This is a genomic window from Ruegeria sp. ABF4_144 (genome assembly GCF_056160045.1).
Genome location: NZ_JBSWWK010000001.1, coordinates 3,531,732 through 3,545,000 on the forward strand (window position 1 = coordinate 3,531,732; position 13,269 = coordinate 3,545,000).

At 58.0% G+C, this 13,269-nt stretch carries 13 protein-coding genes (1 of these 13 cut by a window edge); 6 read left to right on the forward strand and 7 right to left on the reverse strand.

The annotated features are described in order from the left end of the window. Positions 1-110 precede the first annotated feature (110 nt). A complete protein-coding gene (locus tag ACXAGD_RS17650; protein ID WP_475212640.1) occupies positions 111-1,307 on the forward strand; it encodes a BCCT family transporter in 1,197 nt (398 codons plus the stop codon). 607 nt (positions 1,308-1,914) lie between these two features. After that, entirely contained in the window at positions 1,915-2,148 is a 234-nt protein-coding gene (locus ACXAGD_RS17655) for a hypothetical protein (protein WP_475212195.1), read from the forward strand. Positions 2,149-2,208: 60 nt separating this feature from the next. Here ACXAGD_RS17655 and ACXAGD_RS17660 read toward each other — a convergent pair whose 3' ends face one another. From ACXAGD_RS17660 to ACXAGD_RS17675, 4 genes are all read right to left on the reverse strand, one after another. Continuing rightward, a complete protein-coding gene (locus ACXAGD_RS17660) occupies positions 2,209-2,496 on the reverse strand; it encodes an HU family DNA-binding protein (RefSeq protein WP_039533371.1) in 288 nt (95 codons plus the stop codon). A gap of 130 nt (positions 2,497-2,626) precedes the next feature. Further along, positions 2,627-4,090: an AMP nucleosidase gene (locus ACXAGD_RS17665; protein ID WP_475212196.1), complete on the reverse strand. Its 1,464-nt coding sequence runs from the start codon at positions 4,088-4,090 to the stop codon at positions 2,627-2,629. Then, complete coding sequence (ade, locus tag ACXAGD_RS17670; protein ID WP_475212197.1) at positions 4,087-5,889, reverse strand: adenine deaminase; 1,803 nt, start codon at positions 5,887-5,889, stop codon at positions 4,087-4,089. The genes ACXAGD_RS17665 and ade overlap by 4 nt, the downstream gene beginning before the upstream one ends. Before the next feature lie 143 nt (positions 5,890-6,032). Next, positions 6,033-6,908, reverse strand: coding sequence for a LysR family transcriptional regulator (locus tag ACXAGD_RS17675; protein WP_475212198.1), 876 nt, complete (start codon positions 6,906-6,908; stop codon positions 6,033-6,035). A 118-nt stretch (positions 6,909-7,026) separates the two neighbouring features. Between ACXAGD_RS17675 and ACXAGD_RS17680 the strand changes: the two genes are divergently transcribed. Then, entirely contained in the window at positions 7,027-7,782 is a 756-nt protein-coding gene (locus ACXAGD_RS17680) for a class II aldolase and adducin N-terminal domain-containing protein (protein WP_475212199.1), read from the forward strand. 29 nt (positions 7,783-7,811) lie between these two features. Continuing rightward, entirely contained in the window at positions 7,812-8,801 is a 990-nt protein-coding gene (locus ACXAGD_RS17685) for a sterol desaturase family protein (RefSeq protein ID WP_475212200.1), read from the forward strand. A gap of 3 nt (positions 8,802-8,804) precedes the next feature. On the opposite strand, the gene ACXAGD_RS17690 is transcribed toward ACXAGD_RS17685, so the two are convergent. After that, on the reverse strand, positions 8,805-9,437 hold the full coding sequence (locus ACXAGD_RS17690; RefSeq protein WP_475212201.1) for a class I SAM-dependent DNA methyltransferase: 633 nt from the start codon (positions 9,435-9,437) through the stop codon (positions 8,805-8,807). A 90-nt stretch (positions 9,438-9,527) separates the two neighbouring features. Between ACXAGD_RS17690 and ACXAGD_RS17695 the strand changes: the two genes are divergently transcribed. After that, positions 9,528-10,373 carry an SDR family oxidoreductase gene (locus ACXAGD_RS17695; protein WP_475212202.1) on the forward strand — a complete coding sequence of 282 codons (846 nt, stop codon included), beginning with the start codon at positions 9,528-9,530 and terminating at the stop codon, positions 10,371-10,373. A gap of 3 nt (positions 10,374-10,376) precedes the next feature. Here the strand turns inward: ACXAGD_RS17695 and ACXAGD_RS17700 are convergent, their stop codons facing one another. Continuing rightward, positions 10,377-11,993: a GMC family oxidoreductase gene (locus ACXAGD_RS17700; protein WP_475212203.1), complete on the reverse strand. Its 1,617-nt coding sequence runs from the start codon at positions 11,991-11,993 to the stop codon at positions 10,377-10,379. A gap of 111 nt (positions 11,994-12,104) precedes the next feature. After that, positions 12,105-12,245, reverse strand: coding sequence for a hypothetical protein (locus tag ACXAGD_RS17705; protein ID WP_475212204.1), 141 nt, complete (start codon positions 12,243-12,245; stop codon positions 12,105-12,107). 112 nt (positions 12,246-12,357) lie between these two features. Here ACXAGD_RS17705 and katG point away from each other — a divergent pair, with 112 nt between their 5' ends. After that, on the forward strand, positions 12,358-13,269 hold the 5' portion of the coding sequence (katG, locus tag ACXAGD_RS17710; RefSeq protein WP_475212205.1) for a catalase/peroxidase HPI. The gene runs 1,290 nt beyond the window's last position; only the first 912 of its 2,202 coding nucleotides appear in the window; the start codon lies at positions 12,358-12,360; its stop codon lies off the right edge, out of view.

Below are 13,269 nucleotides of genomic sequence, written 5' to 3' on the forward strand. Positions count from 1 at the left end.
GGCACATCTGTTTTGCGGAATAAATCGCCTGACCGTTTTTATTGATTGACTGGCCAATAAAAGTTAACAGCGGCGGCATCCGAAATATCATGGGAGGCGTTTTGGTGCTTCTGGAATACATCCTATCGTTTGGCGTCCTGTTGGCTCTGGGCCTGGTCGCTTTCTTTGTGGTGAAGTGGTGGAATCTGCGCTGTGTCGGCGTAACCCCCGTCCATCTATTCACTTTCATTGCGATCCTGTTCACATCCGGTCTGGATGTGGGCCTGATCATGTTCCCGTTGACCGAGTTCGGTGGTTATGCCGAAGAACCCGCTTACGCCTTCGCCAATCCGCTGGCAATCGAGTTCGGCTTCTGGGGTTTCCTGATCTGGGCGTTCTATTTCCTGACGGCCTTCTATTTCTGCGTGATCGAACCCCGCGTGAAGTTCTTCGAGATCCCGCTGGTCAAGTTGATCAACAACGTGGTCATCATCGGCACCTGCGCCTTTACCGCCAGCTTGTTCCTGATCTACCTGCCGGGCTATCTGCCCGAAGTAGGCGATGGCGAGTCCGTGGTCGGCACCTTCTACATCATCGTGTTTGTTGTCATTTTGGCGGCGGCCTATTCGTCGACCGACCTGAAATACGTGCGTATCCTGTCGGTGGGCTCGACCTTCCTGTTCCTGGCGTTGATCTTGGGCATGTGGGCCGCAGCTGGCATGGGCGTCACCGGGTTCGTTGAAACGGGCAGCAATATCGGTGCCTACTTCGCCAACCTGCACAAGTTCGTCCTGCCGCTGACCGACTATCATGCCTTCTACCTGTTCTGGTGGTTCGCATGGTCGATCATGATCGGCCAGTTCACCTCGCGGTTTGTTGGTGGTCTGACCACATGGCAACTGCTGGCGGCGCTGCTGATCTTCCCGTCGATCCCGCTGGGTATCTGGTTCACCGTTCTCTACTACTACCACCTGAACGGTATCGAGACCGCAGGCCTCATCAACATCGCGATGGTGATCGTAGGCGTGACCTTCGTGATCAACTCGCTGGACTCGTTGATCCGCTTGTATACCGACAACCTGAACATGACGGTCGAGCGGTTCGGCAAGGCCCCGTACGTGGCAGGCAACGTTGCACTGCTGTTCGTCCTGACCCTGTTGTTCCAAAGCCAGTGGCTGCAGATCCAGTGGATCGGTGCAGTTGTGGTTGGTCTGTATCTGGCATGTGTGGTCTATATCCTGATCAGCAAGCGCAAAGAGGTGCTGAGCATCGACTCGATGCCTGAAGATCGCGATCTGGACTTCCACAAGGTTGAGACGGTTCACTGATCCGTTCTGACGTTGTCCAAATGAAACGGGCGCCCAAAGCGGCGCCCGTTTTTCCTCGGATACTCGGACAGTGTATGCAGTCTTGTAGAGCAAAGCTTTTGCTTTCCGCCGGCTTGTGAAAAATTGTGGGCATGCGTAGCTTAACTCCATGAAAAGAATAATTCTTTTACTTCTATTCTCATTGCTTACCTTGGCACTAGCCTATCAGTCCTACCGATTGGCGTCTCTTGAGAGCCTGAGCGCTCGACAAGCTTTCTACATTGATTTGATTGATGAAGCCGCGAATTCTGGCTGTTTGAAGAAACATGCTTTCGTGGAGGTTATAAAATCAAAAAAACTTGCATCACCGGGTTACTAAATCCAACAGTTCTTTAGTGCGTAGTGAAGAGCTTCCTGATGCAAGTGCTTTGATCGAAGTCCGATTGGGGCCAGATCCTTTCCTTGCGCCTCCAGTTTTCACGAGGTTCTACTTTGACGAAGCGGATTGCTGGTTGCCAAATTAACCTTTCGAACGGGGATTTGACCTGTCGCCTGAAAGAAACAACGCACAAGAGTTGTTGGAGACCTTTGACGCCCTACTTCTTTTGTAAGTGCGATAGGAAACCTCATGCTGGAAGAAAAACGCAAAGATCTGGATTCGGAGAAACAGAAGAAACTGCTGTTTCGGCTAGTGGATGAACTTAGCCATTCCTCGCCGGATCTGTATTACCGCCCTACAAGTGAAATCGCAGCGTATCTTGAGACATACATCCGCAAGGATGCCAAACTGTCCGCCGATGACCGGTCCCTGATGACACGGCTCAGCCGCCGTGATCTGGAGGTGCTGCTAAGCCTACATTGAGGCTAACGAAAAAGGGCCCCCGAATGGCGGCCCTTGATCATATCGCAGTGAAAGCTTGGATCAGCCGTTCACGCTGTCTTTCAGTGCCTTGGCAATGGTCATCTTGACCACTTTGTCGGCTTCTTTCTTGAACTGCTCGCCGGTGGCGGGGTTGCGCACCATGCGCTCAGGGCGCTCGCGGCAGTAGATTTTGCCAACGCCGGGCAGGGTTACCGCACCGCCAGCAGATACTTCGCGGGTGATCAGGCCGGTCATGGCCTCCAGCGCAGCATTCGCGGCTTTCTTGTCAGTCCCCATCTCCTCAGCGAGAGCAGCAACCAGCTGAGTCTTTGTCATAGGCTTTGCCATTTCTTGGTCTCCTTAACGTGCCCGATAAATAGGGCCTCACCGCGTAACTGTAACGGGATATTGTGGACGAACACAACGAATAGTAGCGCTGAAAACCATAAAAACATGGGGAAAACGTTGCTTTTTTGCTTCAGAGAAAGGCTGTTTCGTCAAACGAACGCAATTTCCGGCTGTGCAGACGCTCTAAAGGCATACCGCGTAGGTGCTCCATCGCGCGTATTCCGATCGCCAAATGGCGGCTGACCTGAGTGGTATAGAACGCCGACGCCATGCCCGGAAGCTTTAATTCGCCGTGCAGCGGCTTGTCCGAGACACATAGCAAAGTGCCGTATGGAACCCGGAACCTATAGCCGTTTGCGGCGATGGTGGCGCTTTCCATATCCAACGCAATTGCCCGGGATTGGCTGAGGCGTTGCACCGGGCCGGACTGATCGCGCAATTCCCAATTGCGGTTGTCGACCGAGGCGACAGTGCCCGTGCGCATGATCCGTTTCAGCTCATAGCCTTCCAGTTCCGTGACCTCAGCCACAGCCTGTTCCAAGGCCACCTGAATTTCCGCCAGTGGCGGGATTGGCACCCAGACGGGCAGGTCGTCGTCCAGCACCTTGTCCTCGCGCAGATAGGCATGGGCCAGTACGAAATCCCCCAGCGCCTGCGTGTTCCGCAGACCCGCACAATGCCCGACCATCAGCCAGGCATGAGGGCGCAGCACCGCGATGTGGTCAGTGGCGGTTTTCGCATTCGACGGCCCCACCCCGATATTGACCAGTGTGATCCCCGACCCGTCTGCACGTTTCAGGTGGTAGGTTGGCATCTGCGGCAGTTTCAGCGGTTGCTCCAGAACGCCATCCGCCGTTGTGATCTCGACATCTCCGGTCGAGACAAAACCAGTATAGCCGCTGTCTGGATCAGCCAGCTGTTCGCGCGCATAGCTCTCGAATTCCGAGACATAGAACTGGTAGTTGGTGAACAGCACATGGTTCTGGAAATGGCTGGGATCGGTCGCAGTGTAATGCGACAGCCGCGCCAGCGAGTAGTCCACGCGTTGCGCGGTGAACAGGGCCAGAGGACCAACCTCATCCTCGACATCATGCACGCCATTGACGATGTCGTCATTTGTGGTGGTCAGATCCGGAACGTCAAATACGTCGCGCAAAGTGAACCCGGCGGCCCCCTGATGCGGCACCACCAGATCAGGATTATTCGCCACCGCGAAATGCACCGGGATGGGTGTGTCAGAGGCGCCAATTGTCACCGGTTGATCGTGGTTTTTGATCAACAATGCGATCTGCTGCATCAGATAGGACCGGAACAGATCGGGGCGGGTCACGGTGGTCACATGGGTGCCGGGCTCGGAAACGTGACCAAAGCTTAGGCGGCTATCGACCTGCGCATAGGACGAGGTTTTGATGCGGATTTCGGGATAATAGGCTCTGTAGCGCTCGGACGGGGCATCGCCCTCCATCGCTTTGGCAAAGCTGTCGCACAGGAATTTGGTCGCCTCGTCGTACAGCAGTTCCAAACGGGCAACCGCCGCTTTGGGATCGGTGAATTTCTCGGGGGTCGGGACGTCAGGTGTTTTTATTATTGTCATGCAAGAGGTTCCAGAAGGTCGATCTTTTCAAAAGTGCGCACGTCCACTAGCCCTAGGTCGGAAATCCTCAGCTCGGGGATGACCACAAGGGCCAGCAGTGAGTGCTGCATATACGCGTTGTTCAACTGACAGCCACAGGCCTGCATCGCCGCCACCATCTGCTCGGCTCTTGCCGCTACGTCGGTAGCCGGGCTGTCGGACATCAGGCCGGCGATGGGCAGCTTGACCAGTGCCAGTTCTTCGCCATCACGGAAGATGGTGATGCCGCCGCCTACCTCGGCCAGACGGTTCGCGGCCAGCGCCATCTGGTCCCGGTCGGTGCCAACCACAATCATATGGTGGCTGTCATGTGCCACGGTCGAGGCCATCGCCATTTTGCCCTGATAGCCAAAGCCCGAGACAAAGGCATTCGTTACCCCACCAGTCGCGCGGTGGCGTTCAACCAGCGCGATCTGGCAGACGTCGCCTTCGCCTTCGACCAACCCGCCGATGATCGGCAACTCGGTCTTCAGAGCCTTAGTCGGGGCCTGATTTTCGACTACACCTATGACGTTGGCCTGAACCCTGTTGGCGCCGGCGGATGCTTTGATTTCGAAGTCCGCATGGGTCAGCGTATGACCCAGATGCACAGTGTTGCGGGCAGTGTCGGGCCAGTTCAGATGCGGACAGTCGACGGTGATCGCCCCATTCTCTGCCACTACCTGACCACGCGCGACGACCAGTTCGATGGGCAGTTCCGTCAGGTCCGAACTGAGGATGACGTCTGCTCGCCGTCCCGGCGTGATTGATCCGATCTCGCGCTCCAAACCAAAATGCGCTGCGGTGTTAATCGTGGCCATCTGCAGGGCGATCAGTGGATCACAGCCGCAGGCAATCGCGTGACGTACCACTCGGTTCATATGCCCGTCATTCACCAGCGTGCCGGAATGGCAGTCATCTGTGCACAGGATGAAATTGCGTGGGTCGAGCCCCTTTTCGGTGACGGCCGTGATCTGGCTTTCGACGTCGTACCAGGCCGACCCCAGCCGCATCATCGACCGCATCCCTTGGCGGACGCGCGCAATGGCGTCGGCCTCACAGGTTCCTTCGTGGTCATCTGCCGGGCCGCCCGCGACATAGGCCGCGAATTCAGGACCCAAGTCCGGCGAAGCATAGTGACCACCCACCGTCTTGCCCGCCCGCTGAGTCGCCGCGATCTCGGCCAGCATCTTTGGATCACCATGGATCACGCCGGGAAAGTTCATCATCTCACCCAGCCCGATGATCCCGGGCCAGTTCATGGCTTCGGATACGTCTTCGGGGTTGATCTCATAGCCCGTGGTCTCCAACCCCGGGGCTGAGGGCGCACAGGACGGCATCTGGGTGAAGATATTCACCGGCTGCATCAGCGCCTCGTCATGCATCATTCGCACACCATCCAGCCCCAGTACATTTGCGATCTCATGTGGGTCGGTGAACATCGAGGTGGTGCCATGCGGAATCACCGCACGAGCGAACTCGGCCGGGGTCAGCATGCCCGACTCGATATGCATATGGGCGTCGCACAGACCCGGCAGCATGTATCGGCCGCGTGCTTCAATGGTTTGTGTATCAGGTCCAACGCAGTGGGATGCGTCCGGTCCAACATAAGCCACGCGCCCTGCGGCAATGGCAATGTCATGATCAGGCAGGGTTTCGCGGCTGTGTACATTGACCCAGATCCCACCGCGAATGACCGTGTCGGCGGCCTCGCGTCCTGCGGCAACTGCAATCAATCTGGGGGCGACATCGGGCCAACTTGGGAAAGGCGTGTATTCCATGGCTCAACTTTCCCGAATGCACACAAAGGTGCAACCCCCGGTGCACAGCTATCATGAAACCGTCACGCAGCGCGTCAACGCTGCCCGGCCCAACCAGAGGAGGTGTCGCGCAGCGGCATTGACGATAGGCGGGAATACCCCGGTCACGCCAGCCGATCCGCCTCCATCTCTCGTCGCAACCAATCGGCAAAGGCCAGCGCCCCCGGCGTTTCCTCGGCCTGCGGGGATAATAGCAGATAATAGGCTTCGGGCATCACAGCGCGATGGGCGAAAGGTGCCACCAGCCGCCCCTGCCGAATCAAGTCGCACGCGATGGTGTCGTGGCTCAGGCATAGCCCCCCACCGGCCATCGCCACGGACAGGCTGACCAGGTAGGTGGTCGAATAGGTGATCGGAGGGTTTTCCCAATTAAGCGGCAGATCTTCGGCCCAACTCGCCCAGTTGGATAGCAGGTTGGAACAGTCAAACAGCGGCTGCTGTTGCAAGGTGCCCAGCGTCACCTCGTAACCGGGGGCGCAGACCGGGTAATAGTGATCGGTTCGCAGCAATTCGGTGCGCACCGTATCGGATGGCCGCAGCGAATATCGGATTTCCACCGCAGCGCCTTCGGCCATCTCGCGTGGTTCCCACAATTCGGTAAAGACGTTCAGCTGCACCTTGGGGTGTTCGGATTGAAACAGCGGCAGGCGCGGGGCCAGCCAGTTCACAGCAAAACTGATGTTGCTTTGTACCTGCACAGCGTTTTGCTGCGCTCCGGTGACGGCCTGTGTTCCACGCACCAGTGTGCGAAAGGCGTCGCGCACCACTGGCAGATAGGTGATGCCTGCCTCGGTCAATTCCAGCGCGCGCGGGCGGCGCACAAATAGGGGCTGGCCCAGATAGCCCTCCAGCGATTTGATCTGCTGACTGACCGCGCTTTGGGTCATGTTCAAATCCCGGGCCGCGCCGGTAAAGGACAGATGCCGGGCCGAGGCTTCGAAGGTGCGCAGCCAGCCCAGCGGAGGAAGCGAATTCTGCATGTGCATAACCCTGCCATTAGTTCAGCTAATGAGATAGGTCTGTTTTTTTCGTTGGTCAAACATTCGCGTCGCAGGCACGCTTTTCCCAAAGCCCCCGCTAGCCCAACAGGAGCTCGAAATGACCGTCACCAACCTGCGACCCAATATCGACCACTGGGCGGAACGCGTGGACCTTGCCGCCGCTTTCCGCTGGACCGAGCGGCTGAACATGCATGAAGGCGTAGCCAATCATTTCAGCCTTGCAGTGAATGAGGAGGGCACGCAGTTCCTGATGAACCCCAATCAGATGCATTTCGCGCGGATCAAAGCGTCGAATCTGCTGCTGCTGGATGCCAACGACCCGGACGTGATGTCCCAGCCCGGTGCACCCGATCCCACCGCATGGGGCCTTCACGGTTCGATCCACCGTCACTGCCCGCACGCGCGCTGCGTGATGCATGTGCATTCGATCTTTGCCACCGTACTCGCTTCGCTGGCGGACAGCACCCTGCCGCCGATCGACCAGAACACAGCCACCTTCTATGACCGTTACGTGGTCGATCAGGAGTTCGGTGGTCTTGCCTTTGAAAGCGAGGGTGAACGCTGCGCCGGGATGCTGTCGGACCCGAAGAAAAAGGTCATGATCATGGGCAATCATGGCGTTCTGGTGATCGGAAGCGATCCGGCGGACACTTTCAATCGCCTCTATTATTTCGAACGCGCGGCAGAGACCTATATCCGCGCGCTGCAAACCGGCCAGCCTTTGCGCGTTCTGTCGGACGAGATTGCCGAAAAGACCGCTCAGGAACTGGACGACTATCCTGGTCAGGGCGAAGCACATCTGCGTGAAATCAAAGCTCTGCTGGATACAGAGGGCTCGGACTACGCCACTTAACCCGACTACGCCACATAAAGGGTATTGCCATGACAGACGTCACCCAAGACCCCGAAGCCGCCCGTTGGCACTATCACCCCGAAGGACCGGTTGGGTTGAACCCGCTGTTCAACTGGCCTCCGCGCCCCGCTGCTGTACTGAAATGGTATAGTGGCGCGTGGTTGCAGATCACTTCGCTGACTCTGTGCATGGTGCTGGCCGTCACGGCTTATGCTTTCTTTTTTCCGGCGCTGGAAACGATGAAGAGTTTTGCACCGGGTTGGATGTTCCGCATCTGGCTGTTGAACATGGTGCCTCAGATCCTGATCGCCGGTGGCCTGCACTGGTGGCTTTACATGCGCAAAGGTCAGGGCATGTATAAGAAGTTCGACCGCCGCGACCTGACCCGCAGCAACGGCAATTTCACCTTCCGCAATCAGGTTTGGGACAATATCTGGTGGACGCTGGGCAGCGCGATGACCGTGGCGACCGTGTATCAGTGGGTGATCTACTGGGCGATGGCCAATGGTTATGTGCCAACGGTCACATGGGCCAGCGCACCGGTCTGGTGCGTGGTTTGGATGCTGTTCATCCCAATGTGGTCAGGGCTGCATTTCTATTGGGCGCACCGGCTGGAGCATCACCCCAAGCTTTATAAACACGTCCACGCGGTGCATCACCGCAACGTCAATATCGGGCCGTGGTCGGGGATATCGAACCACTGGTATGAAAACCTGCTGTATTTCACGACCTACTTCATCCACCTGATCGTACCGTCACATCCGCTGCATGTGCTGTTCCACACCTATTTTCAGCAGATCAGCCCGGTCCTGTCGCATTCCGGGTTCGAAAAGCTGAAAGCCGGGGACACCGATGCCGCACGTGCGGGGGATTTCTTTCACCAGCTTCATCACCGGTATTTCGAGTGCAACTACGGCACGTCCGAGATTCCCTTCGACAAGTGGTTCGGCACCTATCACGACGGCTCTGCCGAGGCGACGACGCGGACCCGGGCGTACAAGAAACAGATGTATACGTAACGGTCAGGTCCGTTCGAACAATGCAATCAGCGCCGTGTCGCCCTTGTTGGGACCCACGGCCAGGTCGCCGTATATCCGCACCTCGGGCAGGGAAAGGTTCTGTATCTGGCCCTGCGCCAATTTATGCAATGCCTCGGCAAAGCCCAGCTTTTCATAGTGTTGCGCGTTGATCGATAGGGCAAATTGCGCGCCGGGGCGGGCGATGCGCAACAGGGCGTACAGCGCCTCGGGTCCCAGATGGCCATGAGTGAACGTGCCCGAAGACACAATGCCGGAATAGCTGTCAGGCGGAACGGGGATGCCTTGGTTCAGGTCGGCCTCGATCGCGTCGCGGTAGATATCCTTGCGCATAGCCTGATCCAGCATCTCGGCGCTGATATCGGTGGCGTCGATCGGACCCACCCCCAGACCGGCCAGAACCGCACCGCACAGTCCGGTACCCGCGCCCACATCCAGAACCGGGCCTTGCCCTCCCGCGGCCACAAAGGCGCGGGCCGTGTGAATATGGAGCTGGTAATCCTCGCGCGCGGCGAAGGTTTCGTCATAATCCCCGGCCCACTCGGCATATAATTCTTTGTGATCCTCGGGCGAGTCCAAGGAATACGCGGAATGCAGATTTGGTGTTTTCTCAGCCATGCTTAAAAGAAAGGCGCATTGGGGGATTCGAATCAAGTATTCAGACGCATGTGCTTGCATCCGTCGGAATTGCGGATCATCAAAGGCGACATGACTGGAACTCTTTTTTCGTTCGGCCACGGATATTCGGCGCAAGCCTTGTCCCAGCGACTGAAACCCCAAGGGTGGCGCATCGTCGGCACAACCCGCGATCCCGCCCAATCCCCAACCATTCGCGCATCGGGCGCCGAGCCACTGATCTGGCCCGGGCAGACACCTGATCTGAACGGGGTGACGCATCTTTTAATCTCAACGTCCCCAAACAAGGACGGTGATCCGGTACTGGCTGCGTTGCAGGACGAGATTGCCGCACGCGCCGCACAATTCAAATGGGTTGGATACCTGTCGACGACCGCCGTCTATGGCGATCATCAGGGAGAATGGGTAGATGAAACCACCCCTGCAACGCCGACGGCTCAGAGGGGCAAGTGGCGGATGAAGGCTGAGCAGCAATGGCAGGACATCCCCGGATTGCCGGTGCATATCTTCCGGTTGGCCGGTATCTACGGTCCCGGTCGGGGGCCGTTTTCTAAGCTCAAGCGGGCGGGAATGCGACGCATCATCAAGCCCGGGCAGGTGTTCTCTCGCATTCACGTGGCCGACATCGCGCAGGTTCTGGCCGCGTCGATGGCCGCGCCCAACCCTGGTTCCATATACAATGTCTGCGATGATGAGCCGGTGCCGCCACAGGATGTCATTGCATACGCTGCCGAGCTACAGGGCCTGCCCCTGCCACCCGCCGTGCCCTTTGACGAGGCCGACCTGACTCCGATGGCCCGCAGCTTTTACAATGAGAACAAGCGCGTTCGGAATGACCGGATCAAGGATGAGCTGGGCGTGCGCCTTCTGTACCCAGATTATCGCACCGGGCTCGAGGCCCTGATGAAAGACGTCTGAAGATCATCCGGCGGCCTTGATCAGGTCGGCGGCTTTCTCGGCGATCATGATGGTCGGCGCGTTGGTGTTGCCCGAGATTAGCGTCGGCATGACCGATGCATCGACCACCCGCAACCCTTCGATCCCGTGCACGCGCAGGTCCGGGTCAACCACGGCCATCTCGTCCACACCCATTTTGCAAGTTCCGACCGGGTGATAGATCGTGTCGGCACGGGCCCTGATGTGCTGTTCCCAATCGGCGTCGGTGCGGGCGGTATCGGTTCCGAACATCTCTTTGTGCCGGTATTTGGCCAGGGCAGGCGCCTCGAGGATGTCCCGCATCATTCGCGCGCCCTTGATCATTGTGTCCAAATCGCGGTCATCGGACAGAAAGGCCGGGTCGATTGCAGGTGCGGCAAAGGGATCGGCGCTGTTCAATCCAACCGTTCCACGGCTTTCGGGTCGTAGTTTGCAGACATGGCAGGTGAAGCCGTGGCCGTAATGCAGTTTGCGGGCGTGGTCATCGACCAATGCGATGGTGAAATGCAGCTGAATATCAGGCCGGTCCAGATCGGCTGAGGTTTTCAGAAATCCGGCCCCCTCAGCAAAAGGCGTTGCTGCCATCGATACTCCAGTCTTGCGCCAGCGCAGAAGGTGCCGGGTCAGCTTTGACGACGCCACCGGGCTGATCCCGAAATTGTCGGTGTCTTTGGTTTTGTACGACAGGATGAAATCCAAATGGTCCTGCAGATTCTTACCCACACCGGGCAGGTTATGGCGCACGGCAATGCCATGTTCGGTCAGGTCCTTTGCGGCGCCGATCCCGGACAGTTGCAGCAGGTGCGGGGACTTCAGCGCACCGGCGCAGATCAGAACCTCGCGCCTCGCCGTGACCGTGATGTCGGTGCCTTTGGCTTTCTTCTTATAGATCACACCGGTCGCGCGCTTGCCGTCAAAGGTCAGCTCTTTGGCATGGGCATGGGTAATCACTGTCAGGTTAGGGCGGTCGATGACTGGAAAGACATAAGCCGCAGCAGCCGAGCATCGCTCGCCGTTTTTGGCGGGGTCATGAAACTGAGTGACCTGATACAGGCCCACCCCTTCATTGTCGCCCCGGTTGAAATCATCGGTACGGCGGTGCTGCATCTGCTCGGCGGCCTCGATGAACGCATGAGTGATCGGGCGCGGTTCTTTCTGATTTGACACCTGCAGCGGGCCGGTGGCGCCGTGCAGGTCATCGGCGCCGTCCTCATTATTCTCAGATCGTTTGAAATAGGGCAGCACACTGTCCCATCCCCAGCCGGTGCAGCCCAGCTCGGCCCAGCCGTCATAGTCCCGGCGATGGCCCCGGACATAAAGCATCGCATTGATCGCACTGGATCCGCCCAAGGCCTTGCCGCGCGGCTGATAGCCCCGCCGTCCGTTCAGGCCCGGCTGCGGCACCGTTTCAAAGGCCCAGTTGTTGATCTTGGGCCGTCCGGGCAGGGCGGCTACAACGGCCGAGGGCATCCTGACCAATATACTGTCGCCACGCCCTCCGGCCTCGAGCAGGCAAACGTGCTTGCTTGGGTCTTCGCTGAGGCGGCTGGCAAGCACCGAGCCCGCAGACCCGCCGCCGACAATGACATAGTCGAATTCCATTCCGATCCCCTCCTGCCCAACCGGGCAAAGTGGTGCCCGGGTCAGCCCTGTCCAAGACTGTGGTCGAGCGACGGGAAAAAACAATTACCGTATCCGGGATGTGACCCAAGGTTATTTTGGCTTGGCTTGTCCATTTCCAAAAATATCATAACCATTTCCTATTAAACTCATCACTAAAGAAAACTTTTTCGCATGGCTTTGGTTTGCTATTTCTGGAGGAGACAAGACAGAAGAGTCGCCGATACCTTGCACAGGACGCACCGCGCATCCTTAGCGAGGTAAAAGTGTCATCTACATGTGTGCTTGATCGACCGAGTTTTGACCGCGCGAACCTGCCGGAATTTAGCCAGGATTGGAGATCGATATGGATGGTAGTGATAACCCTAAAGCAGGTGGTTGCCCTGTAATGCATGGTGCCGGAACCCGGTCGAACCGCGACTGGTGGCCCAACCAACTCAAGCTTTCGATCCTGCATCAGCACGGTCCTGCTTCGAACCCGATGGACTCCGACTTCGATTATGCCGAAGAGTTCAAGAAGCTGGACATGAAAGCGCTGAAAGAAGACCTCTATGCGCTGATGACGGACTCGCAGGATTGGTGGCCTGCCGACTATGGCCACTACGGTGGGTTCTTCATCCGTATGGCTTGGCACAGTGCCGGCACCTACCGGACGGCAGACGGCCGTGGCGGTGCCTCGACCGGCAACCAGCGTTTCGCGCCGCTGAACAGCTGGCCTGATAACGGCAACCTGGATAAAGCGCGCCGCCTTTTGTGGCCGATCAAGCAGAAATACGGCAACCAGATTTCCTGGGCCGATCTGATGATCTTGGCCGGGAACTGCGCCATCGAGTCGATGGGCGGCAAAACCTTTGGTTTTGCCGGAGGCCGCGAAGACATCTGGGCACCTGAAGAAGACATCTATTGGGGTTCGGAAACCGAATGGCTGGCCCCGACCGACAACCCGCACAGCCGTTACTCGGGTGAGCGCGATCTGGAAAACCCGCTGGCCGCTGTGCAGATGGGCCTGATCTATGTGAACCCCGAAGGCCCGGATGGCGAGCCGAACGTTCTGGCCTCGGGCCGCGATATCCGCGACACCTTTGGCCGGATGGCGATGAATGACGAAGAAACGGTCGCTCTGGTCGCGGGTGGCCACACATTCGGTAAGGCACACGGTGCGGGTGACCCTGATTTGGTTGGCCCGGATCCCGAAGCCGCCCCGATTGAGGACATGGGCTTTGGCTGGATCAACAAATTCGGCTCGGGCAAAGGTGAC